Source organism: Limimaricola sp. G21655-S1, from assembly GCF_027213785.1.
GTDB lineage: Bacteria > Pseudomonadota > Alphaproteobacteria > Rhodobacterales > Rhodobacteraceae > Limimaricola.
Genome location: NZ_JAPWGO010000004.1, coordinates 26,682 through 52,913, shown reverse-complemented (window position 1 = coordinate 52,913; position 26,232 = coordinate 26,682). Strand labels below are relative to the sequence as shown.

The 26,232-nt window shown below is 68.6% G+C and carries 20 protein-coding genes; 9 read left to right on the top strand and 11 right to left on the bottom strand.

The annotated features are described in order from the left end of the window. Complete coding sequence (locus O4G76_RS05795) at positions 1-768, bottom strand: amino acid ABC transporter substrate-binding protein (protein ID WP_269396428.1); 768 nt, start codon at positions 766-768, stop codon at positions 1-3. A 241-nt stretch (positions 769-1,009) separates the two neighbouring features. Between O4G76_RS05795 and O4G76_RS05790 the strand changes: the two genes are divergently transcribed. Beyond that, complete coding sequence (locus O4G76_RS05790) at positions 1,010-1,543, top strand: MarR family winged helix-turn-helix transcriptional regulator (RefSeq protein WP_085894437.1); 534 nt, start codon at positions 1,010-1,012, stop codon at positions 1,541-1,543. On the opposite strand, the gene O4G76_RS05785 is transcribed toward O4G76_RS05790, so the two are convergent. The 3 genes from O4G76_RS05785 to O4G76_RS05775 form a co-directional block, all read right to left on the bottom strand. Continuing rightward, entirely contained in the window at positions 1,540-1,905 is a 366-nt protein-coding gene (locus O4G76_RS05785; protein WP_269396427.1) for a Rieske 2Fe-2S domain-containing protein, read from the bottom strand. The genes O4G76_RS05790 and O4G76_RS05785 overlap by 4 nt on opposite strands. Before the next feature lie 4 nt (positions 1,906-1,909). Continuing rightward, positions 1,910-3,016 carry a 4-hydroxyphenylpyruvate dioxygenase gene (gene hppD / locus O4G76_RS05780; protein ID WP_269396426.1) on the bottom strand — a complete coding sequence of 369 codons (1,107 nt, stop codon included), beginning with the start codon at positions 3,014-3,016 and terminating at the stop codon, positions 1,910-1,912. A gap of 121 nt (positions 3,017-3,137) precedes the next feature. Continuing rightward, a complete protein-coding gene (locus O4G76_RS05775) occupies positions 3,138-4,040 on the bottom strand; it encodes an oxygenase MpaB family protein (protein WP_269396425.1) in 903 nt (300 codons plus the stop codon). Between the two features lie 170 nt (positions 4,041-4,210). Between O4G76_RS05775 and O4G76_RS05770 the strand changes: the two genes are divergently transcribed. Then, on the top strand, positions 4,211-5,263 hold the full coding sequence (locus tag O4G76_RS05770) for an ABC transporter substrate-binding protein (protein ID WP_269396424.1): 1,053 nt from the start codon (positions 4,211-4,213) through the stop codon (positions 5,261-5,263). A 155-nt stretch (positions 5,264-5,418) separates the two neighbouring features. Here O4G76_RS05770 and O4G76_RS05765 read toward each other — a convergent pair whose 3' ends face one another. From O4G76_RS05765 to O4G76_RS05755, 3 genes are read right to left on the bottom strand one after another with little or no spacing between them, the layout of a single operon-like run. After that, positions 5,419-5,868, bottom strand: coding sequence for a hypothetical protein (locus tag O4G76_RS05765; protein ID WP_269396423.1), 450 nt, complete (start codon positions 5,866-5,868; stop codon positions 5,419-5,421). A 14-nt stretch (positions 5,869-5,882) separates the two neighbouring features. Beyond that, on the bottom strand, positions 5,883-8,174 hold the full coding sequence (locus O4G76_RS05760) for a xanthine dehydrogenase family protein molybdopterin-binding subunit (RefSeq protein ID WP_269396422.1): 2,292 nt from the start codon (positions 8,172-8,174) through the stop codon (positions 5,883-5,885). Continuing rightward, positions 8,174-8,653 (bottom strand): (2Fe-2S)-binding protein, encoded by a 480-nt coding sequence (locus O4G76_RS05755; protein ID WP_269396421.1) that lies wholly within the window; start codon positions 8,651-8,653, stop codon positions 8,174-8,176. The genes O4G76_RS05760 and O4G76_RS05755 overlap by 1 nt, the downstream gene beginning before the upstream one ends. Positions 8,654-8,884: 231 nt before the next feature. On the opposite strand from O4G76_RS05755, the gene O4G76_RS05750 reads away from it, so the two are divergent. The 7 genes from O4G76_RS05750 (at position 8,885) to O4G76_RS05720 (ending at position 20,219) form a co-directional block, all read left to right on the top strand. After that, positions 8,885-9,544: a cytochrome c family protein gene (locus O4G76_RS05750; RefSeq protein ID WP_306467213.1), complete on the top strand. Its 660-nt coding sequence runs from the start codon at positions 8,885-8,887 to the stop codon at positions 9,542-9,544. A 109-nt stretch (positions 9,545-9,653) separates the two neighbouring features. Next, the gene (locus O4G76_RS05745; protein WP_269396599.1) at positions 9,654-10,541 is read left to right on the top strand and encodes an XdhC family protein; all 888 of its coding nucleotides are present in this window, start codon (positions 9,654-9,656) and stop codon (positions 10,539-10,541) included. A gap of 133 nt (positions 10,542-10,674) precedes the next feature. After that, positions 10,675-12,159: an efflux RND transporter periplasmic adaptor subunit gene (locus O4G76_RS05740; protein ID WP_269396420.1), complete on the top strand. Its 1,485-nt coding sequence runs from the start codon at positions 10,675-10,677 to the stop codon at positions 12,157-12,159. After that, complete coding sequence (locus tag O4G76_RS05735) at positions 12,156-15,500, top strand: efflux RND transporter permease subunit (RefSeq protein WP_269396419.1); 3,345 nt, start codon at positions 12,156-12,158, stop codon at positions 15,498-15,500. Before O4G76_RS05740 ends, O4G76_RS05735 begins: the two co-directional genes overlap by 4 nt. Positions 15,501-15,654: 154 nt before the next feature. Next, positions 15,655-16,110, top strand: coding sequence for a MarR family winged helix-turn-helix transcriptional regulator (locus O4G76_RS05730; protein WP_269396418.1), 456 nt, complete (start codon positions 15,655-15,657; stop codon positions 16,108-16,110). Further along, a complete protein-coding gene (locus O4G76_RS05725; RefSeq protein WP_269396417.1) occupies positions 16,107-17,150 on the top strand; it encodes an efflux RND transporter periplasmic adaptor subunit in 1,044 nt (347 codons plus the stop codon). Before O4G76_RS05730 ends, O4G76_RS05725 begins: the two co-directional genes overlap by 4 nt. A gap of 15 nt (positions 17,151-17,165) precedes the next feature. Next, positions 17,166-20,219 carry an efflux RND transporter permease subunit gene (locus tag O4G76_RS05720; protein ID WP_269396416.1) on the top strand — a complete coding sequence of 1,018 codons (3,054 nt, stop codon included), beginning with the start codon at positions 17,166-17,168 and terminating at the stop codon, positions 20,217-20,219. Between the two features lie 43 nt (positions 20,220-20,262). Here O4G76_RS05720 and aroQ read toward each other — a convergent pair whose 3' ends face one another. The 4 genes from aroQ to nirB all read right to left on the bottom strand — a co-directional run bounded on the left by aroQ (position 20,263) and on the right by nirB (position 26,229). Further along, the gene (aroQ, locus tag O4G76_RS05715) at positions 20,263-20,700 is read right to left on the bottom strand and encodes a type II 3-dehydroquinate dehydratase (protein ID WP_269396415.1); all 438 of its coding nucleotides are present in this window, start codon (positions 20,698-20,700) and stop codon (positions 20,263-20,265) included. Between the two features lie 107 nt (positions 20,701-20,807). Beyond that, on the bottom strand, positions 20,808-23,462 hold the full coding sequence (locus O4G76_RS05710; protein ID WP_269396414.1) for a nitrate reductase: 2,655 nt from the start codon (positions 23,460-23,462) through the stop codon (positions 20,808-20,810). Continuing rightward, on the bottom strand, positions 23,459-23,791 hold the full coding sequence (nirD, locus tag O4G76_RS05705) for a nitrite reductase small subunit NirD (protein ID WP_269396413.1): 333 nt from the start codon (positions 23,789-23,791) through the stop codon (positions 23,459-23,461). Before nirD ends, O4G76_RS05710 begins: the two co-directional genes overlap by 4 nt. Next, on the bottom strand, positions 23,788-26,229 hold the full coding sequence (gene nirB / locus O4G76_RS05700; RefSeq protein WP_269396412.1) for a nitrite reductase large subunit NirB: 2,442 nt from the start codon (positions 26,227-26,229) through the stop codon (positions 23,788-23,790). The genes nirD and nirB overlap by 4 nt, the downstream gene beginning before the upstream one ends. Between the last annotated feature and the right edge of the window lie 3 nt (positions 26,230-26,232).

Here is a 26,232-nt window from a genome sequence, read left to right as displayed (position 1 = left end):
TTACTCCGCCGAAGTGATGTCGGCGTCGAACCACTTCTGCGAGATCTCGGCCAGCGTGCCGTCCTCGCGCAGATCGCTCAGCGCCGCGTCGATGCGGTCGCGCAGGGCGCGGCCTTCCTCGTCGTCGCGGAACGGCAGCGCGTTGCGGATCTCCGAGAAGGGCTGCCCGGCCAGCGCCAGCGGCAGCGGGCTTTCCTTGATCACCTGCGCCGAGGAAACGCGGTCCATCACGAAGGCGTCGACCCGGCCCAGCGCCGTGTCCTGCTCGATATTGCTCTCATAGGTTCGGATGTCGATCTCGTCGGCATAGGGCAGCTCGTTGAGAAGCTGCTCGAAGTTGGAGCCCAGATTGACCGCGACCGAGCGGCCCTTGAGATCCTCGGGGCCGGTGATCTCGTCCTCGTTGCCGGCCTTCACCACCACCTGCGCGCCGTCATAGACGTAGGGCTGCGTGAAGACGAACTTCGCCTCGCGCTCGGGCGTGATGGTGATCTGGTTGGCGATGGTGTCGATGCGGTTCGATTCCAGCGCGCCGACGAGGCCCGAAAAGGACATGGTGACGTATTCGACCTCGAGCCCGGTCTCCTCGGCCACCGCATCCATCACGTCGACCTCGAAGCCCTGCAGCACGTCCTGCTCGACGAAGGTGAAGGGGAAATAGCCACCCGACATGCCGACCCGCAGCGTGCCTTCGCCCTCGGACTGGGCGGCGGCCGTGGAGGCGATCGAGGTGGCGGCAAGGCTTGCGAAAGCGAACTGTTTCAGCATGGCGGTGTCCTTTCGGTTTGAGCGAGGGAGGTAATGCGCCGGGCGGGGAAGGATCAATGGAGTTTCGCAATAAGGATCGGGCGTTCTGCACGCGACGCGGTGGCGAAACGTTATCATCTTTGGGCCGTTTCGGGCGGAACGCTGTCCGCCGCCTCGCGGGTTCCCGACCCCGCCGATTGTCGCGCGAGGGCCGCTCTGGTATCCAAACCCATCGCCTCGGCAGCACCGGAAAGACCGCGACATGGCCCTGATGGACGACCCGCAGCGCATGGCCGATCGGCTCAGGGCCCTGGCCGAGCTGGAACGGCGCCTGTCGTTTCGGATCAGCCGGTTGTCGAAGCTGCTCGACACCCATGCGGCGCGACAGCTCGCGGTGCATGGCACCGGCCTCACCTCGTACCGCATCCTGATGGTGCTGGGCATTTTCGGCGAAACCACCGCGGCGGATCTGAGCCGGCTGATGGTGATCGACCGGGCGCAGATCAGCCGCTCGGTGTCGGACCTCCTGGCGCAGGGGCTGCTGGAGCAGCGCAGCGACGGCGCCAATCGCCGCCGCAGGCTGCTTCGGCTCTCGGCCACCGGGCAGGAGGCGTTGGGCACCTTCGAGCCGGGCCTGCTGGAGCGCCAGAAGGTGTTCGAGGAGCTTCTGGATGCCGAGGAGCTGCGTGGGCTGAACAGCGCGGTCGACAAGATCACCCGCTATCTCGCGGAAACGCTGGAAGCGCCCGATGCGGCCCCCGTGGCGCTGCGGCCGGGCAGCGACGCGACCGGCTAGGTCGATCCGATACGGATCTCGCCGCCCGTCTCCTCGACCGGCACCGGGATCAGCGCGCAGCCCTGACCCAGACCTTCCACCCCCTGCCCTGTCGCAGCATCGAAGCCGGCGGCGTGGTTCGAGCAGCGCAGCAGCCGCTCATCGGCCGAGAGCACCCGCCCGCCACGCCAGTCGAGCGGCAGGTGCTGATGTGGACAGGCGTTGAAATAGCCGAACAATCCGATCCCCGTCCGCACCAGAAGCAGGGGGAAGCCGTCGAGATCGAGACCGAGCGTGCCCGGCTCTGCAAGTGCTCCGGCGGTACAGACGGGAGCGCCGGGCGCGGGCGCGCGCGGCAGATCGCGCCAGTCGCGCGCGCCCATCGCCTCAGGCCTCGGCCTTGAGCACGCCGCGCTGGATCTGGTCGGCCTCGATCGACTCGAACAACGCCTTGAAGTTGCCCTCGCCGAAGCCGTCATCGCCCTTGCGCTGGATGAACTCGAAGAAGATCGGTCCGATCACCGTCTTCGAGAAGATCTGCAGCAGGATGCGGGTATGGCCGCCATCCACCACGCCTTCCCCGTCGATCAGGATGCCGTGCTTCTTGAGCTTTTCGATCGGCTCTTCATGGCCGGTCACCCGGTCGTGGCTCATGTCGTAATAGGTCGCGGGTGGCGGCGGCATGAATTCGATGCCCTTCTCCGATATCCGGTCGGTGGCGGCATAGATGTCCTCGGTACCGACCGCGATGTGCTGGATGCCCTCGCCTTTGTATTCGCGCAGATACTCCTCGATCTGGCTGTTCTCGTCGGCGCTCTCGTTGATTGGGATGCGGATCTTGCCATCCGGCGAGGTCAAGGCGCGCGAGGTCAGCCCGGTCTGCTTGCCCTTGATATCAAAGAAGCGGATTTCGCGGAAGTTGAAGGCCTTGGCGTAGAAATCGTACCAGGTCGACATGTTGCCGCGCTCGACGTTGTGGGTGAGGTGGTCGAGATAGTAGAATCCCGCTCCTTCGGGTTTCGGATCGGGCTCGCCCAGCCAGTCGAACTCGGCCTCGTAGCAGGAGCCCGTCTCGCCATAGGTCTCGATGAAATACAGAAGCGAGCCGCCGATGCCGATCACCGCCGGCACGTCGAGCGACTTGCCCGGGCCGGTGTATTCCTCGGCGCCGTAATCGAGCGCACATTTCAGCGCGTGCTGCGCATCGACCACGCGCCAGGCCATCGCGGGAGCGCAAGGGCCGTGCTCGGCCACGAACTGCGCAGCGTGGCTGCCGGCCTCGCGGTTGACGAGATAGTTGATGTTTCCCTGCCGATAGAGCGAGATGTCCTTGGTCCTGTGCCGCGCCACCTCCTCGTAGCCCATGCTTTCGAACAGGGCCTCGAGCCTGCCCTGCTCGGGATGCGCGAACTCGACGAATTCGAAGCCGTCGGTCCCGGCCTTGTTCACCTCGTCGATCTTGGCCTTCGGCGCGTCATGCGGAAACGGTCCCATGGGGTCCTCCTTGATGAGCGCATGGGTTGCGTGCCCCACCATGCTGTCCAGGAATGCCCGGCCCGCGGGGTGGCGGATCTCGTCGCCATGCCGCAGGATTAGCGCCGCATATGGTGCGTCGTCAACATTCAGGTTGCGGCCGCACATCCCCTGCCCGCCGCTGCCCGGCGCAGCCCCCTGACCTGGGCCAAGTGCCCAGCTCCGCGATCTCGTAGCCCTGCGGATAGCCGCGCCGAAACCGCGCCGTGACGAGGCGCGGGCGACGGCGCCTAGGCAGCAGCCGCAGGATCCCGGCGCGCAGCCGCATCGCCCCCAGCACGCCACGCCGCAACCACCCCGGGGGCGGCGCGAAGCCCATCGCGTCGAGCAGTGGCGCGTCCATCAGCGACAGCGCCATGGGCCGTCCCAGCCGGAACAGCGGGCGCGGCAGGTAAAAGCCCAGCAGAAGATCTAGCGTTGCCTCGCCCACCGCCCGGTTGCTCGACGCGAAACGCATGTAGCGCCTTTCGTAATCGGTATTCATTGCAGCGAAGGCATCGAAATCGGCAGGAATGTCCGCAATCCCCATGCGCGTCCCCAAGCCTCGGTAGTAGTTGGTCCAGGCCTGCCGCTCCGGGGTCGTCATGCTCCTCCGTCCGAAGCGCTCGAGCCAGCGGACAGGCTCGAGCACGAAGGTGCCGAGCACATAAAGCATGTCCTCGTTCGAGATCCGGTAGCAGCCATGCATCTCGTTGATGCGCCCGATCGCCGCGCGGCCGCGCGGGCTATCGAGCCCGTTCTCCAAGGGCTCCGACAGCAGCAGCTCGGTGTCGTCGTAGCGCTTCTCGGCGCCGCGTCCGAACTCGCCGGTGCGATCCAGTAGTCCCGAGATCGAAGGGATGGCATAGGTGCGAAACAGCGCGAATTCGAGCGCCCGTTCGATGTCCCAGGCGAAGGCGCAGGTGGTCAGCAACCGCGCGATCTCCTCGAAATCGCGCTCGGGCGACAGCTCGGGAATCCGGTCTTCGGGACAAGGGCTTTTCATGAGAATCCCAATGCGATCGAGGCGGGGCGCGCTCGTCACGCGCCACGGCACGAGGCTAGCCCCGCGCCGGCCGGGCCACAATCGCGCCGGAACCGAACCCGGCGCTCGACCGATGGGCCTGCATGAACGCCGGCCGTCGCGCCGGACGCCCCGCTGCGGAGACATGCCCGATGAGAGTCCTTGCCACGCTCCTGATGCTGATCCTGACCGGCACCGCTGCCTTTGCGCAAAGCGCCGCGACGCCCTCGGAGCCGCTGGTGATCGGCGTGTTCGAGCGCCCGCCCTATGCCAGTCGCACCAATGACGGGGCGTGGCTCGGCCTCGCCGTCGACCTGTGGCGGCTGACCGCCGAGGGCGAAGGCTGGCGTTACGAATTTCGCGACATCGCGCCCGAAGCCGCGGCCGAGGCGCTCTCGAACGACCGCGTCGACGCGGTGCTGGCGATGGACGCGACCCCCGCGGCCGAAACGGCGATGGATTTCAGCCACCCGCTGCATACCGCGACGATGGGCGTGGCCGTCCAGCAGCGCGCGGCGCTGCTGCGCGTGCTGGACGGGTTCCTGACCTGGCAATTCCTGCGGCTGGTGCTCGGCATCTCCGCGGTGCTGCTCGTGGTGGGCGCGCTGATCTGGTTGCTCGAGCGGCGCCGCAACGACGAGCAATTCTCGAAAAGCCCGCTCAGGGGGCTTGGCGACGGGTTCTGGTGGGCCGGGGTCACGCTGACCACCATCGGCTATGGCGACAAGGCGCCGGTCACGCTGCCGGGGCGCGTCGTCGCGATGCTGTGGATGCTGAGCGGGCTGGCGATCAGCGCGGCGCTGACGGCAGCGGTGGTCAATCTCACCGACATGCGCAGCTCGGTCGAACTGCCCGAGCGGTTCCATGACCAGCGTGTCGGCGTCGTCGATGGCAGTACCAGCGCCAGCTTTCTGGAGGCGGAGGGCGTGGAGTTGCGCCGCTATGGCTCGGTGGCCGAAGCGCTGCGCGCGATGCAGGCCGAGGAGGTCGACACCGTCGCCGCCGCACGACCGGTGCTGCAGGCCACGGTCGCCGAGAACGGCGCCTTCGACACGCAGGTGCAGCGCACGGATTTCGATCCGCACTACGTGAGCATCGCACTGCCAGAGGATTCGGAGTTACGCGAGCCGCTCAACCGCGCGCTGCTGACCCGGCTGACCAGCGAGAGCGGCTGGAACCTCGTCGCGCGCTACCTGCCCGAATGAAGGGAAAAGGCCCGCCCCGAGAAGGGGACGGGCCTCGCATGTCGTGATAGCGATGCCGGATCATCGACCGTTCGGCGAGGCCGTACGATGACCGGTCCGGTTGGCCCCGTATCCGGGCGCGGCTTTGAAAACACGGCCCCGATACGAGATCCAAATCAGTTCGCGATGACCTTGACGATCACCTCGTCGAGCGCCTCGGTACAGGCCGCTTCATCGCCTTCTTCGGCCATCTCCCGCGCCTCCTGCAACGCGGTGCGGGCATCGATGACGTTTTCGCCGGCATTGCCGGATTCATCGGCCTCTTCGACCGCCGCCGCTTCTTCGACCTCGTCCTGCACCGGCACCACAGGCTCCTCGCCGTCGGCATCGGGTGCGGTGCCGGTCTCTTCGGTGTCCGATACGGCACCGCTGTCCTGCACCGCCTGCGCCTCGCGCGCGCCGGCCACGGCCTGACCGCTCGACGAGGCGGAGATCGCCTCCTTGGCAGCGAGATCGAGCAGTCGCTCGAAATCGTCGATCCGCCCGGCGCAGTCATGCGCGAGGGCGGGACCCGCCAGCAGGGAGGCGGCGATGGCCGCCCCCAGTGTCGTCCTGAATGTCGTCACGCTGGCTCTCCCTTTCAGCTGCGCAGTTGATCGGCGATCGGCAGGCGGCGGATGCGCTTGCCGGTGGCCGCGAAGACCGCGTTGGTGATCGCGGGCACGACAGGGGGCAGGCCCGGTTCGCCGACGCCGCCGAGCGGACGGTCATAGGCCGCGTCGCTGCCGACGAAATGCACGTCGATCCGCTTGGGCGCCTCTTCCATGCGCGGAATCAGATAGCTGTCGAAGTTGTCCTGCACCGCGCGCCCCTCGGCAAAGGTCACCTCGGTCATCAGCGCCTGCCCGACACCCATGATCACCGCGCCCTCCATCTGGCTGCGGATGCGGTCGGGGTTCACATGCGCGCCGCAATCGATGGCGATCGAGACGCGGGGCACCGTGACCCGGCCGTCGACCACCTCGACCTCGGCCGCCACCGCGACATAGGAGACGAAGCTGTAATGCCCGGCGATGCCGAGGCCCTGCCCTTCGGGCATGTCGCGACCCCATTCGATGCCCTCTGCCGCCGCCTCGACCACCGCCGCCATGCGCCCGGTATCGATCGGGTAGACATCCGGGTTCTCGCCGTAGTTCCAGACATCGCCCTGATTGGTCGGGTCGATCTGCCGCGGCGGCCCGATCAACTCTAGCAGATAGTCCTTCTGGTCGCGCCCCGCCGCATCCGCGAGCTCGGCCGCGAAGGACTGGATCGCGAAGGCATGCGGGATGTTCGAGACCGAGCGGTACCAGCCGATGCGCACATGCGCCTGCGCCTCAGGGTTCTCGGCGCGGATGTTCTCGACCGCCAGCGGCATGTTGAGAAGGCCCATGCCAAGCTCGAAGGGCAGCTTCTGCGCCGGGTCGGGCGCGAAGATCGAGCCGATGGTCGGCGCCGCCGTACGATGCCGCCAGGCCACGGTCTTGCCGCTCTCGTCGAGACCGGCCGACATCTTCTCGACCGAGACGGTGTGGTAGTAGCCGTGGTGGATATCGTCCTCGCGGGTCCAGGTGAGCTTGACCGGTGCCCCGTCCATGGCCTGGCTGAGGATGCCCGCCTCCAGCACGAAATCGGGCTTGGACTTGCGGCCGAAGCCGCCGCCCAGCAGCGTCACGTTCACCTTGACCGCGTCCTCGGACAGCCCGAGCCGCTCGGCCAGCCTGAGCCGCGTCACTTGAGGCGCCTGCACGCAGGCCCAAGCCTCGGCCTTGCCGTCCTTGATCTCGACCACCGCGGCCGGCGGCTCCATCGGCGCCTGCGCCAGATGCGGGATGTAGTATTCCGCCTCCACGGTCTGGGCCGCGCCGGATGCCGCCTCGTCGTAGTCGCCCTCGTCACGGATCACCTTGCCGCCCGGCGAATTCGCGGCCTGCGACAGGGTCTCGCGGTAGGACTCGCTGTCATAGTCGGCGTTGGGGCCATCCTCCCACTCGATCTGCAGAGCTTCGCGGCCCTTCATCGCGAGATAGGTGTTGCGTGCGATCACCGCGACCCCGCCCAGCGGCGCGAACTCGGTCGGAAACTCGGCCGGATCGATCTGCACCACCTTCTCGACACCCTCGATGGCGAGCGCCGCGCTGTCGTCGAGCGAGGCCACCTTGCCGCCATAGACAGGTGGGCGCGCGACCACGGCATGGAGCATGCCGTCGCGCTTCACGTCGATCCCGTAGGTCGTATTGCCGGTGGTGATATCCATGTTGTCGACGAGGCCGATCGAGCCCGTGCCGATATAGCGGAACTCGGACGGGTCCTTGAGCGCGAGGCTGTCGCGCTCGGGCACCTCGAGATCCATCGCCGCTACGGCAAGCTCGCCATAGCCCAGCGACTTGCCCGAGTTCGCATGGCTCACCTTGTGGCCATCGGCCTTGACCTCGGAGACGTCGACGCCCCACTGATCGGCCGCCGCCTGCTCCAGCATGGTCCGCGCGGCGGCACCGGCGCGGCGCAGCGGCATGAAGTGATGCCGCAGGCTGCGCGAGCCGTCGGTGTCCTGGTTGCCGTATTTCTCTTCGTCGCCCGGCGCCTGGTCGACGCGGACATTCTCCCAGTCCGCGCCTAGCTCGTCCGCCACGACCATGGCGATCGAGGTGCGCACGCCCTGCCCCATCTCCTGACGGTGGCAGGTCACGGTGACGATGCCGTCTTCGGCGATGGCGATGAAGATCTTCGGATCGTCGCGCCAGCCATTGGGCATGGCATCACGGCCGAATTCCGGCTCTTCCTCCTGCGCCCGTCCGGGGCGCGGCAGCCCCACGGCCAGAACGAAGGCTCCGGCGCCCATGCCCCCCAGGAGTCCACGGCGGCTCACATTGGTGATCGACATCTTCCGCATCACTGGGCCTCCGCTTCCGAAGTGCCGGACTTGGCCACCGAGGCCTGCTTCACGGCGGCGCGAATGCGCGGATAGGTCCCGCAGCGGCAGAGATTGGCGCTCATCACCGCGTCGATGTCCTCGTCCGTGACGGTGTTGTACTGGTCGACGAGAGCCGCGGCCTGCATGATCTGTCCGGCCTGGCAGTAGCCGCACTGCGCGACGTTGAGATCGCGCCACGCCACCTGCACCGGATGGTCACCCTGCTCCGACAGCCCCTCGATCGTGGTGACCTCGGCGCCTTCGAGCACGCCGATCGGCGTCACGCAGGCAAAGGACGGCGCGCCGTCGATATGCACGGTGCAGGCGCCGCAGGCCGCGATGCCGCAGCCGAACTTGGTCCCGGTGAGCCCCATCTCGTCGCGCAGGACCCACAGCAGCGGCGTGTCCTGATCGCCGTCGAACTGCCGCTCCTCGCCGTTGATGACTAATGTGACCATGCGGTTGTCTCCCGTGCGTTTGGCTCCCGGCGGCTCGTTCTGCCGGATGTCGCTGAGGGGGCCATCTGGCCCGCAAGTGCCATCCGTCCAGTCGGCGGGCGTGATTTTCGATGCTGCACGGCCATTTGACCTCAAGGTCGCGTGGAACCCGCACCGTCTTCCCGGAATTGATATCGGTATTCGCGCGCCTGTCGCGCACATCATGCCATTTGCGCCGAGAGGATCCGTATCATGAGATTGCTGACCGCCCTTGCAACCACCACGACCCTGCTGGCCGCTCCTGCCATGGCGCAGGACATGGAAGCCGACGTCGCCAACGGCGAATCCGAATTCGCGCGGCAATGCGTCAGCTGCCATGTCATCGCAGACGAGTCGGGCGAGGTACTGGCGGGTCGCGCCGGGCGCATCGGCCCGAACCTTCATGGCGTGATCGGCCGGCAACCCGGAGCGGTCGAGGATTTCCGCTACAGCGACGCGATTGTCGCCTATGGCGAACTGGCCCCGGGCGATGACATGACCGGCACCGCGCCGACCGGCGACGACTTCGAGAACGTGGTCTGGGCGCATGACAACACCGTCGCCTACCTGCAGGACCCGACCAGCTTCCTGCGCGAGGCGCTGGATGACGAGCGCGCCCGCGGCAAGATGGCCTACAAGGTACGCGACGAGCAGACAGCCATCGACATCTCCGCCTATCTCGCGACCTTCAGCCCTGATTTCGAGGTCCCCGAAGGCGAGTCCGGCGGCGCCGAAGATGCCGAAACCGAGGCGGAAACGGACGGCGAAGCCGAAATGACCGACGGCGCGGCTGAGGCCGATGCTGAGATGGAAATGGATGGCGAAGCCGATACGACCGAGGGTGACGACGCCTCGGACGACACCGCGAACTGATCCCGGCGGGGCCGCCCACGAGGCGGCCCCCTCTTCTTCGGCCACGATCCTCACGATATGCGCCGTCTTCCGGGGCCAGGCCCCGATCCCGACATCCAGGAGCACCGTGATGCTTGATCATAGCGGCCGGACGGAACTGCATGTCGCCGAGGCGACTGACGCGCCGCGCTTTGGCCTGACGGCAGCCGAGGTCGAACCGGCGCTCGAAGCGCTCGCCCTGCATGGTGGCGTGCTGGCCATGATCACCGGGATCGACGGCGCCTTTTACCGCCCGCTCGGGGCCGTGATGGCCTTTCCTGATGGGGCTAAGCCGATCGGCCGGCTATCCTCGGGCTGCATCGAAGGCGACCTTGCGATCCATGCCCAGGCGGTGCGACAGGAGAACCGATCCCGCAGCCTGCGCTATGGTCGCGGCTCGCCCTTCGTCGATATCCGCCTGCCTTGCGGAAGCGGCATCGACGTGACGCTCGTGCCCGTCGAGTCCGGTGCGTTCGATGCGACGCTTCGGACGATCTCGGCACGCCGGCATGCGGTGCTCGCCCTGCCGGGCCTGCCGTCTCTGGAGATCCGCCCGGACCCCAGGATGGCCGTGTTCGGCACGGGTCCGGAGGCTGAAACCTTTGCGGAGCTTGCGCGCGCCGCGGGCTACCCGGTCGAACGGCTCGAGCGGCCGGAGACAGCGCGCATCGATGCGGAAACGGCGGTGGTGCTGTTCTTTCATGATCATGAACGCGAGCCGGACATCCTGCGAACGGCGCTGCGCAGCCCGGCCTTCTGGATCGGCGCGCAAGGCAGCCGCACCGCGCAGACGCGCCGCCTCGATCTTCTGCGGGACGAAGGTTGGGATGCAGAGGCGCTGGCACGGCTGCGCGGCCCGATTGGCCTGATCAAGGGCACCCGCGACCCACGCGTGCTCGCGGTGTCCGTGCTTGCCGAGATCGTTGAGGCGGCGACCGCCCCGGATCGCCCATCCCCGTCCCGACCCCGCTGCGTCTGAAAGCGAAGCGCCCTTTGGCGGGCAGGATGCCCCTCCTCGCGCCCTTGCGAATGAAACCACTTGGGATTCCTGCTAAGTCGGATCATGACATTCCCTACGGAATGCCTCGCGACTTCAGGCGGAAGGAAAGCCCATGCGATTCCTGCGACGGGTTCTTGTCGGCCTGTTCCTGATGGCCCTGACGGCGGCGCTGCTCGCACAGGCTGGCCGTCAGATCTATGGCGCGGTCAGCGAAGCGATGTCGCAGGAGCCGCGCGATTTCACGCGCGAGGAACAGCCGCAGATCGTCGAGACCGTGCCCTATGAGCCCGGGACTATTGTGCCGGTGATGACCGCTTATGGAGAGCTGCGTGCGACTCGGCAGCTGGCGCTGCGCGCGCCCTTGGGCGGCATCGTCATCGAGACCGGTGCGGCATTGGTCGAAGGTGGCAGGGTCGAGGCAGGCGAGATGCTGCTTGAGATCGACCCGGTCGAGGCGGAGGCGGCGCTGGCCCGGGCCGAGGCGGACCTGTCGGAAGCCCGCGCCGCCGAGCGCGACGCCGAACGAGGGCTGGAACTGGCGCGGGACTCGCTTGCAGCGGCTGAGACACAAGCGGCATTGCGCGAGGCGGCACTGGCGCGCCAGCGCGACCTCGAAGGGCGCGGCATCGCCACCGCCGCCGATCTCGAAACAGCCGAGTTGGCCGCCTCCTCGGCAGCGAGCGCGGTGCTCTCGGCGCGCGAGGCGTTGCGCGCGGCAGAGGCGCGCATCGATCAGGGCGCGATCGCGCGCAGCCGGGCCGAGATCGCCCGCGACGAGGCGCGGCGCTTGCGCGACAGCACCATCCTGACCGCGCCCTTCGGCGGCGTGCTCGCGGGGGTGTCGCTGCGCGAAGGCGCGCGCGTCACCGCCAACGAACAGGTGGCCGAACTGATCGACCCGACGGATCTGGAGCTGGCGCTGCGCCTCTCGACCGCCCAATATGCGCGGCTCGCGGCCGGCGACGGAAGCCCGGTCGGCGCGCCGCTCACCGTCATGCTCGACACCGGCCCTGACGCGCCGCGCGTGCCCGGCAGGATCATCCGCGAAGGCGCGAGCGTGGCCGAGGGCCAGACCGGGCGGCTGCTCTTTGCCCGGATCGAGGATGCGCCTACGCTGCGTCCGGGCGATTTCGTCACCGTGGAGATCGAGGAGCCACCGCTCGGCGACGTGGCGCTCCTGCCCGCCTCGGCGCTGGGCGCGGACGGCGCCGTGCTGGCGTTACGCGGCGAACGGCTCGAAGCGGTGCCGGTGACGTTGCTGCGTCGGCAGGGCGACACGGTGCTGGTGCGGGCCGAGGCGCTCGACGGTGCCGAGGTGGTCGCGACCCGCACGCCGCTCCTCGCCGACGGGATCAGGGCCCGTGCCGCCAGGCCCACGGAAACACGGGCCGCGGAGACAGGCCGGGCGCAAGGTGCACGCGCGGAAGATGAGGACTTGATCGCGCTCGATGCCGCGCAGCGCGAGCGTCTGCGGGAATTCCTGCGCACCGACACCGAGCTTCCCCAGGCGCGTCGCGCGGCGCTGCTCGACCAGATCGAGGCCGACCGCGTGCCCGCCGCGCTGGTGGCGCAGATCGAGCGGAGGATGGGCGGATGAGCGGGCTGCCCGCAGGCGGCATTCTTTCCTATTTCACCCGCCACCCGACCGCGGCGAACCTGCTGCTGGCGCTGATGCTGGTGGCGGGGCTGCTCGCGTTGCCGAACATGCGGGCACAGTATTTCCCCGACATCGTCATCGACCGGATCTCGGTCACGGCCGAATGGGAAGGTGCCGGTGCCGAGGATGTCGACACCGGTATCGTGCAGATCCTCGAGCCGGTGCTGCGCACGGTCGATGGCGTCACCGGCTCGGAGGCCACCGCGTCCGAAGGCCGCGCTTCGGTCAGCCTCGATTTCGCGCCGGGCCACGACATGGACCGCGCCGAAAAGGACGTGGCGACGGCGATCGACGGGCTGAGCGGCCTGCCCGAGGGGGTCGAGACGCCGGAACTGCGCCGCGCCGCGTGGAGCGACCGGGTCACCGACATGGTGCTCACCGGTCCGGTGCCGCTCAACCGGCTGGGCCGGATCGCCGACGACACCGTGGCGCGGCTGTTCGAGGCGGGCGTCACACGCGCCACGGTGCAGGGCCTCGCCGCGCCGCAGATCCTGGTCGAGGTCTCGACGCTCTCGCTGATCCGCCATGACCTGTCGCTGTCGCAGATCGCCGAGGCGGTGGCCCGCGAGGCCCGGGCCAATCCCGCGGGCGAGGTGTCGGGCGCGGCGCGGCTGCGCACCGGCCAGCCCGCGCAGGCGCCCGAAGAGGTCGCCGCCATCGTGCTGCGGCAGCAGCCCGACGGGACCAGCCTCAGCCTGGGCGAGGTGGCCGAAATCAGGACCCTCGGGCCCGGCCGCGACCGCGCCTATTTCGTGGACGAGGATCCGGCGTTGCTGATCCGGGTCGAACGCTCGGCCGAGGGCGACGCGATCGGATTGCAACGCGAGGTCGAGGCGGTGGCGCGCGAGATCCGTACCGGTCTCCCCGAGGGGGTGAGCCTGCAACTTACCAACAGTCAGGCCGAACAGATCTCGGGGCGGCTTGCGCTATTGCTCGACAATGGCCTGACCGGCCTGGCACTGGTGCTGGCGCTGCTGTTCCTGTTTCTCAACACCCGTACCGCGATCTGGGTGGCGGCGGGCATTCCGGTCTCGATGCTGGCGGCGCTGGCCCTGATGCATGCCGCCGGTCTCACGCTCAACATGATCTCGCTCTTCGCACTGATCCTGACGCTGGGCATTGTCGTCGACGATGCCATCGTGGTGGGCGAACACGCCGATTGGCGCGCGCGCCGGCTGGGCGAGGACCCCGAGAGCGCCGCCGAGCGGGCGGCGCGGCGCATGTTCCTGCCGGTCTTCTGCGCCTCGCTCACCACCATCATCGCCTTTTGGGGCCTGGTGCTGATCGGCGGTCGCTTCGGCGACCTCATCCGCGACATCCCCGTCACCGTGATCCTCGTGCTCGTGGCGAGCCTCGTGGAATGTTTTCTGGTGCTGCCCAACCATTTGTCGCATGCGGCGGCGGCCGCGCTGCGGCCACGCTGGTATGACTGGCCCTCGCGGCAGGTGGACCGGGGATTCCGCGCCCTGCGAGAGCGCGGCTTCCGGCCGTTGATGGGGCTGGCGGTCCGGGCCCGCTACGCGGTGGTGGCGGGAGCGCTGCTGGCCTTGTCGGGACAGGTGGCACTGGTGATCTCGGGCGAGGTGCAGTGGCGCTTCTTCTCGGCACCGGAGCGCGGTTCGGTCACCGGCAACTTCGCGATGCTGCCCGGCGCCACGCCCGAGGACGGCATGGCGCAGCTGCGCGAAATGCAGCGCGCCGCCGATGCGGTGGCGATGCGTTTCGAGGCCGAGACCGGCGTGAACCCGGTCACCAACGCGCTGGGCCAGATCGGCGGCGGCGCCGGGCGCGGCCTCTCGGGCACCGACGACCGCGAACCGTGGCAGTTCGGCGGCCTCTCGGTCGAGCTGATCGAAGCCGATCTGCGGCCCATCTCCAGCGGCGAGTTCCTGGCCGCATTGCAGGAGGAAATCGTCACCCTGCCCGCCGCCGAGACGGTGAGCTTTCGGAGCTGGGGCGCGGGCCCCGGGGGCGATGCCATCGACATCGAGATCTCGGGCGCCGGAGCCGAACGCCTGAAGCGCGCCGCCGAGGCCCTCAAGGCACGGCTCGCGACCTATCCGGAAATCTCGGGGCTGGAGGATTCGCTGCCTTGGGACAAGGAGGAGATCGCGCTTGCCCTGACCGCGCGCGGCCGGGCGCTGGGCTTCGACATCGACGGCCTCGGCGCCGAGTTGCGCGACCGGCTGGGCGGCATCGAGGCGGCCAGCTACCCGGTCGGGGCGCGGCAGGCGACGATCCGGGTCGAACTGCCCGAAGACGAGATCGCCGCCGATTTCCTCGACCGGACCCTGCTGCGCAGCGAAGCGGGCGACTGGCTGCCCTTGGCCGATATCGTCACGGTGGAGCGGCGCGACGGGTTCTCGACGCTCCGGCGCGAGAACGGCCTGCTGCTGGTCTCGGTCAATGGCGGGCTCGACGATGAGGATGCCGATCGCGCAAGCGCGATCATGACCGAGATCGAGACCGAAATCCTGCCCGCGCTCGAAGCCGAGTTCGGCGTCGTCACCGCCTTGTCGGGCCTCAGCGAGCAGGAGGACGAGTTCCTCGGCGACGCGCAGGTCGCGCTGATCCTCTGCCTCACCGGGATCTATCTGGTGCTGGCCTGGATCTTCGGCAGCTGGAGCCGGCCGCTGGTGGTGATGTCGATCGTGCCATTCGGCCTCGTTGGGGCGATCTGGGGCCATGCGTGGTGGGGTATCCCGCTGTCGATGTTCTCGGTGATCGGGCTGATCGGCATGGTCGGCATCGTCATCAACGACTCGATCGTTCTGGTCACCACCATCGACGAGCACGCCCGCACACGCGATCTGGTCACCTCGGTGATCGACGGCACCTGCGAAAGGCTGCGCCCGGTCTTCCTCACAACCGCGACCACGGTGCTGGGACTGAGCCCGCTGCTCTACGAAGGCTCGGCGCAGGCGCAATTCCTGAAGCCCACGGTGATCACGCTGGTCTACGGGCTGGGCTTCGGCTTCGTGCTGGTGCTGTTCGTGGTGCCGGCGCTGGTGGTGATCGGCGCCGATATCGGTCGGCTGCTGCGCTCGGCCCGGCGCGGACTCAGGCGGGGGCTGCGCGCGGCGTGGCTCGGGGCCGTGATCGGGGCGGCGCTGTTCGCCCTGCTGCTCGTGCCGCCGCTCCTTGGCACGGCACCGCTCGCACCCGCACTGCCAAGTGAATTCTGGCCCGCCTTCCTGATCTACGCGCTGCTGCTGGCCGGCGGCTTGGCGGCGATCCTCGCCTTCTCCGCCTTCACGGGACGCTCCGGGCGGCGGTCCTAGGCACGCCTGTCTCGAACTCTTCCCCAGAGCACGACGAGCCAGACGATACCCCATCCAAGGGAAGAGCATTCCTTTCGGATAGAGCCACCCCTTTTCATATTGAACGTTTCATTTCCTGAACTATACCGTTCGGTTCAGTTTGACGGGATTCGCTATGAAGACTGGTGACGGTGACGATATGGCGCCGGGCGAAAGGCTGCTCAGCCTCGCGCTGCTCTACTGGGCGATGCATGAACGTTTGGAATGCCCCCTGCCGGGGCTAACCAAGCAGGAGCGCCTGATGCTGCTGAAGCTCGGTGCGCCCGCCCGGATGGGGCAGCTGGCCCGCGAGATGCAGGCCCTGCCCTCGACCGTCACGGCGCTGGCCGACGGGCTCGAATCGCGTGCGCTGGTCGCACGGCGGCGCGACCCCGACGATCGCCGCGCCTGGCTGCTCGAACTGACACCACGAGGGCGCGAGATGCGCCACGAGATGCTGGAGCTGCTCGAGCGGGTCTGGCGCGAGGTCACCGGCCTCGCCCCCACCGAGCTCGACCGGCTGGGAGCGCTGCTCCTCAAGACCCGCGACAACATCAAGGCCAACGGCCTGCCGAAGGGATTTCCTCTATGACACGTATGTTCCTCCTCGCCGCGCTGCTCGCGCTCGGTGCGGGCCAGCTGGCCGCGCAACAGGCGCAGGACACGCCTCGCCCCGTGAAGCTGATGACGGTCGAGGCCGAAAGCGCGGGCATCAGCCGTCAGTTCTTCGGCCGGATCGCCGCGCGCCAGACCGTCGAACTCGCCTTTCAGGTCAACGGGCAGATCGTCGAATACCCCGTGCTCGAGGGTGAGACCGTGGACAAGGGCGGACTCGTGGCCGCGCTCGACCCCGAACCCTTCGACCTGGCGCTCGAACAAGCCAAGCTGCGTCAGGCCCAGGCCGACCGCGAGCTTGAGCGGCTGAGCCAGCTCAGCCGCTCCACGGTAAGCGAGGCGGCGCTTCAGGATGCGCGCACCGCCGCGGAACTGGCCGCGGTGAGCGTGCGCGACGCCGAGCGCGCGCGCGACAAGGCCAGCCTCGAAGCCCCGTTCGAAGCGATGGTCGCCGAGCGTCTCGTCGCCAACTTCACCACCGTCTCGGCCGGCACGCCGATCGCGCGGCTGCACGACATGTCGGCGCTGCAGGTCGAGATCGAGGTGCCCGAGATCCTGTTTCAGCGCGCCGGGCGCGACCCGGACATGGATCTGAGCGCCCGCTTTCCGGGCGGCACCGAAAGCTATCCGCTGAGCATCGCCGAGGTCACCTCGCACACCACCGCGCTGGGCCAGACATTCCGGCTCAGCCTCTCCTTCGATGCCGAGAAAGCGCCGCAGGTGCTGCCCGGCTCGTCGGTCACGGTCACGGCAAAGCTGCCGGGCGGCGCCGGGGGGATCTCCGTGCCGACCGCCGCGCTGGTCCCCGCCCCCGATGGCAGCGTCTCGGTGATGCTGTTCGAGGAGGGCGACGAGAGTGCCCGGGTCGCGGCTCACCCGGTCGAGATCGAGCCCACCGAAGATGGCGGCTTCATCGTCACCGAGGGGCTCTCGGGCGGCGAGGAGATCGTCGCCGCGGGCGCGGCCCGGCTCGAAGACGGTCAGGCGGTACGCCGCTTCACCGGCTTTCCCCAGTAAGCAGGAGCGCAAGGCATGAACATCGCACGCGCATCGATCGAGAAGCCGATCCTGACATGGCTGCTGATCCTCGGCTGCCTGTTCGGCGGCATCTGGGGCTTCGCCACGCTGGGCCGACTCGAAGACCCGTCCTTCACCATCAAGGCGGCCGTGATCTCCACCTCCTATCCCGGCGCCTCGGCCGAACAGGTCGCCCGGGAGGTCAGCGAGCCGCTCGAATCCGCGATCCAGAAGATGGGCGAGGTCGACCGCATCACCTCGGTCAATCGCCCCGGCGTCTCGCTGATCGAGGTAGAGATGAAATCCACCTATGACGGCTCCGCCCTGCCCGGCATCTGGACCAAGCTGCGCGCGCGCATCCGGGACGCGGCGCGGGATCTGCCGCCGGGGGTGAACGAGCCGCTGGTCAATGACAGCTTCGGCGACGTGTTCGGCCTTTACTACGCCGTCACCGCGCCGGGCTTCGAGGATGCCGAGATCCATCGCCTTTCCACCTATCTGCGGCGCGAGCTGCTGGCGGTCGAGGGCGTGGCCGATGTCGATCTCGCGGGGCTGCCGCAGGAGGCGATCTTCGTCGAGCCCGACCTCGCGCTGTCAGTGGCGCAGAACCTGCCGGTCCAGTCGGTGCTCGGCGCGATCTCGGAGGCGGATTCGGTGGTGCCGGCCGGCACCGTCGAGACGGGCGGCCAGCGCACCGTGATCGAAGCGCCCGAGGGCTCCGACAGCGTATCGGAGATCTCCGGTCTCTCGGTCGGGGTCGGCGGCGAGGTGATCAACCTTTATGACGTGGCCGAGGTGTATCGCGGCCGGGTCGAGCAACCTTCGCTGATCGTGCGCCATGACGGAACCGAGGCATTCACCTTCGGCGTCGCCGGCCTGTCGACCGAGAACATCGTCGAGGTCGGCAAGCGCGTCGATGCCCGGCTCGCCACGCTGTTCGCCGAGATGCCCGCGGGCGTCGAGCTGCACCCGATCTACCAGCAGCACGAGGTGGTCGAGGAGGCGTCGAACGCCTTCCTCGTCAACCTCGCCATGTCGGTCGGCATCGTGGTGGCGGTGCTGGCGCTGTTCATGGGCTGGCGCGCGGCGGTGGTGGTCGGCGTGACGCTGCTGCTCACCGTGGTCGGCACGCTGTTCTTCATGGCGATCTTCGCGATCGAGATGGAGCGGATCTCGCTCGGCGCGCTGATCATCGCGATGGGCATGCTGGTCGACAACGCCATCGTGGTGGCCGAGGGGATGCAGATCGCGATGCTGGGCGGCCAGTCCTCCCGGCGGGCGGCGGGCGAGACGGCGGGCAAGACGCAGGTGCCACTCCTGGGTGCCACGGTGATCGGCATCATGGCCTTCGCGGGGATCGGACTGTCGCCGGACGCCACCGGCGAGTTCATGTTCTCGCTCTTCGCGGTGATCGGCATCTCGCTGCTGCTGAGCTGGGTGCTGGCGATCACCGTGACGCCGCTGCTCGGGCACTACTTCTTCAAGCGCGGCGAAGCGGGCGGTGCCGGCGCCTATGAGGGTGCGCTGTTCCGCGCCTATGCCGCGACGCTGCGCGGCGCGCTGCGCGCGCGCTGGCTTGTGGTGGCGGCGCTGATCGGGATCACCGTGGTCTGCTTCGCGGGCTTCGGACAGGTCCGGCAGCAGTTCTTCCCCAACTCCAACACGCCGCTCTTCTTCGTGCATTACAAGCTGCCACAGGGCAGCACGGTGCAGCAGACCGCCAGCGACCTGGCGCAGGTCGAGGCCTGGCTCGCGGAACGCGACGAGGTGGTTTCCTACACCAGCTATGCCGGCGGCGGGGCGACGCGCTTCATGCTCACCTACTCGGCCGAGAAGTCCAACCCGAGCTATGGGCACATGATCATCCGGACCAACGGTATCGACGAGATCCCGGCGCTGGCCACCGCGCTCGAGGAATTCGGCCGCGAGGCTTTGCCCGAGGGCGAGTTCCGGACAAGGCGGCTGGTCTTCGGCCCGGGCGGCGGCGATCCGATCGAGATGCGGGTTTCGGGACCCGACCCTGAGATGCTGCGCGAGATCGGCGATCGGGTGATCACCGCGATGGCGGACGCCTCGCCCGACATCCTGCAGCCACGCACCAATTGGCGCGAGCCCGAACTGGTGATCCGGCCCGATTACGCGACCGAGCGCGCGCAAAGCGCCGGGATCGACCGCGACGATGTCGCCTCGGTGCTGCGCTTCGCCACGGATGGCATCGAGGGTGGCCTCTATCGCGAGGGCGAGCGGTTGATCCCGATCGTGGTGCGCGAGCCGCGTGATGCCGAGACCGGGCTGCGCGACCAGCCGATCTGGTCGGAGACCGCGCAGCAGTTCCTGCCGATCGAGCAGGTGATCGACGGGCTCGGCCACGAACTGCGCGACACGCTGGTGCATCGCCGCGACCGGGTGCCCACCCTGACCGTCGGCGCCGACATCCCGCCCGAGCGCACCGCCGCCGAGGTCTTCGCGCAGGTCCGCGCCGCGGTCGAGGCGGTCGAGGTGCCCCCGGGCTACGCGCTCCACTGGGGCGGCGAGTTCGAAAACTCGGCCGATGCGCAGGAGAGCCTCGGCAAGCAGCTGCCGCTTTCGCTTCTGGTGATGGTGCTGATCTCGGTTCTGCTGTTCAACGCGATCCGCCAGCCGGTGATCATCTGGCTCTTGGTGCCGATGTCGGTCAACGGCGTGGCGCTGGGGCTGTTGGGCACCGGGTTGCCCTTTACCTTCACGGCGCTTCTGGGCCTGCTGTCGCTCTCGGGCATGCTGATCAAGAACGGCATCGTGCTGGTCGAGGAGATCGACCTCGTGCGGGCCGAGGGCGTGCCCCTGCGCGAGGCGATCGTCACCGCCAGCGTGTCGCGTCTGCGCCCCGTGGTGCTGGCGGCGGCGACAACGATCCTCGGCATGCTGCCGCTGCTCTCGGACGCGTTCTTCGTGTCGATGGCGGTGACGATCATGGGCGGCCTCGCCTTCGCCAGCGTGCTGACGCTGATCGCGGCGCCGGTCTTCTACGACCTGTTCTTCTCCCGTGGCGATAGGCGCGCGCGGGCTACGGCCGCCGTTCCCGCCTGAGGCGGTTTCGTCCCGGCCCCCTCGGGGGCCGGGACGGCAAGGATCAGGCCAGCAGCCTCGCCATCCGCCGCAGCGCCAGTTCGTAGCCCTGCACGCCGAAGCCCGCGATCACCCCCTCGGCGCGCAGCGAGACGTAGGAGTGATGGCGAAAGCTCTCGCGTTTGTGGACGTTGGAGATATGCACCTCCAGCACCGGTCCCTCGAAGGCGTTGAGCGCATCGAGAATCGCGACCGAGGTGTGGGTATAGGCGGCCGGGTTGATGATGATCCCCGCCGCATCCTCGCGAGCGCGGTGGATCCGGTCGATGATCTCGCCCTCGTGGTTTGACTGGAACATCTCCGTCTCCAGCCCCAGCTCGGCCGCCAGCGCCGCGCAGGCGCGACCGACATCCTCGAGCGTGTCGTGCCCGTAGATCTCGGGCTGCCGCTTTCCCAGCAGGTTCAGGTTCGGCCCGTTGAGAATGCAGATCCGTGCGGCCATCGATGTCACTCCTCCGGTTCGGCTCGGAGAAGGTATGACCAGAAGCGGCCCCGGCATAAAGGGAATTGGCGCGGCCCGCCCCGTATTCGGGGGCGGGCCGCGTCGTCTCAGGCGGCTTCGGGCCGCGGCACGGGCTGCGCCATGGCGAGGAGCGCCGCGATCTCCGGGCGGCAGGAGCCGCAATTGCTGCCCGCGCCGAGTGCCGCCGCGATGGCGTCGAGGCTCGTCGCGCGTCCATCGGCGATCGCCGCGCGGATCGTGTTCACCCCGACATTGAGACAGGCGCAGAGCACCGGGCCGGGATCGGCGCGCCCAGCCGCCGCGCGCCCGGCCAGCGCCTCGGCGCCGTCCTGTCCCAAGAGCCCCGCGAGATGCGCGCGCGACAGCGCCACCGGCTCGCGCGAGACGAACAGCGCCGCGCGCAGGCGGCCCTCCTCGACCAAGGCCAGCCGCTCCAGCCCGCGCGCCGGGTCGGAGACCCGGACGATCTCGGCATCGGGCAGGTCGAACATTCGCCGCGCTTCGGCCTCCCAGTCCGCCGGCGCGTCGGGTCCGGCCATCTCGACCTGCCAGCCGTCGGCACCCCGGCTGCGCGCCCAGTAGCCGCAGTCAGGCTCGGGACGCGAGGCCGAGACCGCGAAGCCGAACCAGCCTGCGGCATAGGGCGCGACGGAGACCGCCGCCGCCTTGCTTTCTGGCTGGCCCGAAACCGGATCGGTCCAAGCCGCCACCAGCGCGTCGACGCGGCCCGTGGGCGCGGTGTCACTGCTCCAATGGATCGGCGCGAAGACCTCGCCCTCGCGCACCCGGTCGGTCACGAGTACCCGCAGCACGGCGCGACCCGTGGCGCCGCGCAGTTCCGCGAGCCCCGCGGGGGCGAGGCCGAGGCGCGCGGCGTCGTTCGGGTGGATCTCGACGAAGGGCTCGCCCATGTGCCGATTGAGCCGCGCCGCGCGCCCAGTGCGGGTCATGGTGTGCCACTGGTCCCGGATGCGCCCGGTGTTGAGCCGGAACGGGCGCGCCTCGCAGGTCTCGATGGCCAAGGCACGCGCGCTGACCGGGATCATCCGGCCCCGCCCAGAGGGCGTGAAGAACCGGCCATCGCCGAAGAACCGCCCGCCCTGCCGGGTGCCCGCGGCGGGCCAGCGGAACGGTGCCAGCGCAGCGTAGCCCTGCGCGTCTAGCGCCGCGTGATCGGAAATGTCGAAATCACCGCCGAGGCGCCCGGCGATGCCCGACAGCGCCGCATGTTCGCGAAACACCGCCGCCGCATCCGGCCAGTCGAAAGCCTTGGCCCAGCCCATGCGACGGCCGACTTCGGCGAGGATCGCCCAGTCTGGCCGCGCCTCGCCCGGCGGCGGCAGCACGGCGCGCTGGCGGCTGATCGTGCGGTCCGAGTTGGTGACGGAGCCGTCGCGCTCGCCCCAACCGGCGGCGGGCAGCAGCACATGCGCCAGCCGCGCGGTGTCGGTGCGATCGGTGATGTCGCTCACCACGACGAAATCGCAGCCGGCGATGGCATCGCGCACCCGGTCCGCCTCGGGCATCGAGACGGCGGGGTTGGTACAGATGATCCAGAGCGCCTTGATGCGCCCCTCCTCGACGGCGCGGAACATGTCGACGGCCTTGAGACCGGTGCCTTCCGGCATCGCGGGAGCGGCCCAGAAGGCCTGCACCGCATCGCGATGCGTATCATTCTCGATGTCGAGATGGCACGCCAGCGTGTTGGCCAGCCCGCCGACCTCGCGCCCGCCCATGGCGTTGGGCTGGCCGGTGACGCTGAACGGTCCCATGCCGGGGCGGCCGATGCGGCCCGTGGCAAGGTGGCAGTTGAGGATCGCGTTCACCTTGTCGGTACCCGATGTCGACTGGTTCACGCCTTGGCTGAACACGGTGACGACCTTTTCGGTGCCGATCCACATGTCGCAGAAGGCGGCGATCTGCGCCGAACTCAGCCCGGTGCGCGACACGTCCTCCGCATGGGCGGCGGCCAGTGCCTCTTCCATGCTGTCGAGATGGCGCGCGAAGCGCGGGTCGCGGGCGCCGCGCCGGTCGATCTGCGAAAGCAGCGCGTTGAACAGCGCCACGTCCGCCCCCGGCGCGATGGCGAGGTGCAGGTCGGCGATGTCGCAGGTGGCGGTGCGGCGCGGGTCGATGACGACGACGCGCATCGCGGGCCGTTCGGCCTTGGCGGCGACGATGCGCTGGTACAGCACCGGGTGGCACCAGGCGAGGTTGGAGCCGGTCAGCACGACGAGATCCGCGAGTTCGAGATCCTCATAGTTGCCCGGCACGGTGTCGGTGCCGAAGGCGCGCTTGTGACCCGCCACCGTCGAGGCCATGCAGAGCCGCGAATTGGTGTCGATATTGGCAGAGCCGATGAAGCCCTTCATCAGCTTGTTGGCGACGTAGTAATCCTCGGTGGTCATCTGCCCCGAGACGTAGAAGGCGACGCTGTCGGGGCCATGTTCCGCGATGGTCTCGCGGAACCGCTCGGCCACATGGTCGAGCGCCGTGTCCCAATCCGCTCGCGCGCCATCGATCACCGGGTACAGAAGCCGGTCCTTGTGACCCATCGTCTCGCCCAGCGCCGTGCCCTTGGAGCAGAGCCGTCCGCGGTTGGCAGGGTGGTCCGGGTCGCCGCGCACCGTCAGGCCGCCCTGCCCGTCCGGCTTGGCGAGCACGCCGCAGCCGACCCCGCAATAGGCGCAGGTGGTGCGGATCTCGCCGGGCTGCGCGGAGAGATGCGCGGGCCCGGTCATGCCGCCGCCCTGCGGCCCACCGCGTCGCCGTCCAGCAGCAGCCGTCCGTTCTCCACGCGCAGCGGATAGGTCGGGATCGAGCCCTCATCCGCGCCCTGCGCCTCGCCGGTTTCCAGGCTGAACACCCAGTTATGCAGCGGGCAGGTCACGGCGCGGCCATGCACGATGCCCTCGGACAGCGGCCCCCCCTTGTGCGGGCAGCGGTCGGAGGCGGCGAAGACCTCCGCTTCACCGGTGCGGAACAGCGCCACGCAGCCGACCGGCGTCTTGACCAGCCGCGCGCCGCGCAGCGGGATGTCCTCGAGAGCGCCCACATCGATCCAACTCATTCCGCAGCCTCCAGCGTGAGATCGGCCAGCGGCTGGAAGCGGCGCGCAGCCGCCGGTTCGGCCCGCTCGGCCCAGGGGTCCTTTTGATAGATCGTCTGGCTCAGGTCGAAGCGCGCCACGAGCGCCGCGCGCTCCGTTGCGTTCGACAGCGCCTCGCGCACCCAGTCCATGCCGACCTTGGCGATCCACTTGTAGGGCCGGTCGAGATACTTGGCATGCTCGCGGTAGAGCTGCACGAAGGCCACCGACCATTCCTCGGCCTCAGCCTCGGTCGCGACCTTCACCAGCGGCTGGATCTCCTTGAGGTCCATGCCAGCCGCGCCACCGACGCCGATCTCGAAGCCGCTGTCGACGCAGACGATGCCCAGATCCTTGCAGGTCGCCTCGGCGCAGTTGCGCGGGCAGCCCGACACCGCGAGCTTGACCTTGTGCGGCGTCCACGAGCCCCAGAGCCGCTTTTCGAGTTTCACGCCGAGCCCGGTGCTGTCCTGCGTGCCGAAGCGACAATGCTCGCGCCCGACACAGGTCTTCACCGTCCTGAGACCCTTGGAATAGGCGTGCCCCGAGACCAGCCCGGCCTCGTTCAGATCGGCCCACATGGCGGGCAGGTCCTCCTTGCGCACGCCCAGAAGATCGATGCGCTGGCCGCCCGTCACCTTGACCGTCGGCACGCCGTACTTGTCGGCGGCATCGGCGATGGCCCGCAGCTCGCGCGCGTTGGTGAGCCCGCCCCACATCCGGGGCACCACCGAATAAGTGCCGTCCTTCTGGATGTTGGCGTGGTTGCGCTCGTTGACGAAACGGCTCTGCGGGTCGTCCTGATATTCGAGCGGCCAATCGGCCAGCAGGTAGTAGTTCACCGCCGGGCGGCAGACATGGCAGCCATTGGGCGTGCTCCAGCCCAGTTCCTGCCAGACGGCGGGCTGCGACTTCAACTCCTGCGCCTTGATCAGGCGGCGGACATCCTCATGGGTGAGGTCGGTGCAGCCGCAGACCGGCTTGGCCGTCGGCATGACGAAATCATCGCCGAGGCTGAGTGCCATGACCTGCTCGACCAACCCGGTGCAGGTGCCGCAGGAGCCCGAGGCCTTGGTCACGGCGCGAACATCCTCGATGGTCGTGGCGCCACCCTCGACGGCTTCCACGATCCGACCCTTGCACACGCCGTTGCAGCCGCAGATCTCTGCGTCAGCCGGTAAGGCTGCAACGGCCGCCATAGGGTCCGCTTGGGCGCCACCTTGAAAGGCGGGCCCGAAGATCAGCGTGTCGCGCATTTCCGAGACGTCCTCGCGGTCCTTGATGAGACCGTGGAACCACGCCCCATCGGCGGTGTCGCCATACATCACCGCGCCGATCAGCCGCTCGCCTTCCAGCACGAGGCGTTTGTAGACGCCGCGTGCCGGGTCGCGGAACACGATGTCCTCCCGCCCCTCGCCTTCCGTGAAATCACCCGCCGAGAACAGGTCGCAGCCCGTGACCTTGAGCTTGGTCGCCACCTCCTTGGGCTGGAACGCCGCGTCGCGGCCCAGAAGCGTCTGCGCCAGCACCTTGGCCTGATCGTAAAGGGGTGCCACGAGGCCGAAGACCGCGCCGTTGTGTTCGACGCATTCGCCCAAGGCCAGGACGTCCGCGTCGGAGGTCACCATCCGGTCGTCGACATGCACGCCGCGCCCGATCGCAAGGCCGGCGGATTTCGCGAGCGCGACGCTGGGCCGGATGCCCACCGCCATCACCAGCAGGTCGCAAGGCAGCTCGGTGCCGTCGTCGAGCATGAGCGCCTTCACATGGCCGTTCTCGCCCAGGATCTCCTTGGAGTTGGCCGAGCACATCACCTTGATGCCCTTGTCGGTCAGGGCGCGGCGCAGGAGATACCCCGCCGCCTCGTCGAGCTGGCGCTCCATCAGGTGGCCCATGATGTGCACGACGGTCACGTCGACGCCACGCGCGGCCATGCCGGCGGCCGCCTCAAGCCCGAGGAGACCGCCGCCGATCACCACCGCCTTCGCGTCCGGTTTGGCCGAGAGGCCCATCATCCGCTCGGTGTCTTCGAGATCGCGGTAGGGGATCACGCCTTCGAGGTCGTGACCCGGCAGCGGGATCATGAAGGGGTCGGAGCCGGTGGCGATGACGAGCTTGTCATAGGGCACCGCGCCCTTCTCGCCGACGACGATCTTGCGGTCGCGGTCGATCTCGACCACCCGCTCGCCGAAGCGGCAGGCAATGCCATGGGTCTCGTACCAGTGGTCGTCATGGGTGACGATCTCGGCATAGGTCTTTTCGCCTGACAGCACCGGCGAGAGCATCAGCCGGTTGTAGTTGCCGCGCGGCTCGGCGTTGAACAGCGTGATCTCGTAGGCGGCGGGGTCGCTCTCGATCAGGCTTTCCAGCATCCGGCCCGAGGCCATGCCGGCGCCGATGACGACGAGTTTCTTGGTCATGGC

Bases quoted from the DNA above. Each gene is read 5' to 3' on its own strand.
- nirD (WP_269396413.1), bottom strand. From the start codon at position 23,791: ATGAGTTGGATCGATGTGGGCGCTCTCGAGGACATCCCGCTGCGCGGC.
- nirB (WP_269396412.1), bottom strand. From the start codon at position 26,229: ATGACCAAGAAACTCGTCGTCATCGGCGCCGGCATGGCCTCGGGCCGG.
- O4G76_RS05745 (WP_269396599.1), top strand. From the start codon at position 9,654: ATGCTTGATCATAGCGGCCGGACGGAACTGCATGTCGCCGAGGCGACT.
- O4G76_RS05775 (WP_269396425.1), bottom strand. From the start codon at position 4,040: ATGAAAAGCCCTTGTCCCGAAGACCGGATTCCCGAGCTGTCGCCCGAG.
- O4G76_RS05720 (WP_269396416.1), top strand. From the start codon at position 17,166: ATGAACATCGCACGCGCATCGATCGAGAAGCCGATCCTGACATGGCTG.
- O4G76_RS05710 (WP_269396414.1), bottom strand. From the start codon at position 23,462: ATGACCGGGCCCGCGCATCTCTCCGCGCAGCCCGGCGAGATCCGCACC.
- hppD (WP_269396426.1), bottom strand. From the start codon at position 3,016: ATGGGACCGTTTCCGCATGACGCGCCGAAGGCCAAGATCGACGAGGTG.
- O4G76_RS05760 (WP_269396422.1), bottom strand. From the start codon at position 8,174: ATGCGGAAGATGTCGATCACCAATGTGAGCCGCCGTGGACTCCTGGGG.
- O4G76_RS05755 (WP_269396421.1), bottom strand. From the start codon at position 8,653: ATGGTCACATTAGTCATCAACGGCGAGGAGCGGCAGTTCGACGGCGAT.
- O4G76_RS05735 (WP_269396419.1), top strand. From the start codon at position 12,156: ATGAGCGGGCTGCCCGCAGGCGGCATTCTTTCCTATTTCACCCGCCAC.
- O4G76_RS05725 (WP_269396417.1), top strand. From the start codon at position 16,107: ATGACACGTATGTTCCTCCTCGCCGCGCTGCTCGCGCTCGGTGCGGGC.
- O4G76_RS05750 (WP_306467213.1), top strand. From the start codon at position 8,885: ATGAGATTGCTGACCGCCCTTGCAACCACCACGACCCTGCTGGCCGCT.
- O4G76_RS05770 (WP_269396424.1), top strand. From the start codon at position 4,211: ATGAGAGTCCTTGCCACGCTCCTGATGCTGATCCTGACCGGCACCGCT.
- O4G76_RS05730 (WP_269396418.1), top strand. From the start codon at position 15,655: ATGAAGACTGGTGACGGTGACGATATGGCGCCGGGCGAAAGGCTGCTC.
- O4G76_RS05740 (WP_269396420.1), top strand. From the start codon at position 10,675: ATGCGATTCCTGCGACGGGTTCTTGTCGGCCTGTTCCTGATGGCCCTG.
- O4G76_RS05785 (WP_269396427.1), bottom strand. From the start codon at position 1,905: ATGGGCGCGCGCGACTGGCGCGATCTGCCGCGCGCGCCCGCGCCCGGC.
- O4G76_RS05790 (WP_085894437.1), top strand. From the start codon at position 1,010: ATGGCCCTGATGGACGACCCGCAGCGCATGGCCGATCGGCTCAGGGCC.
- aroQ (WP_269396415.1), bottom strand. From the start codon at position 20,700: ATGGCCGCACGGATCTGCATTCTCAACGGGCCGAACCTGAACCTGCTG.
- O4G76_RS05795 (WP_269396428.1), bottom strand. From the start codon at position 768: ATGCTGAAACAGTTCGCTTTCGCAAGCCTTGCCGCCACCTCGATCGCC.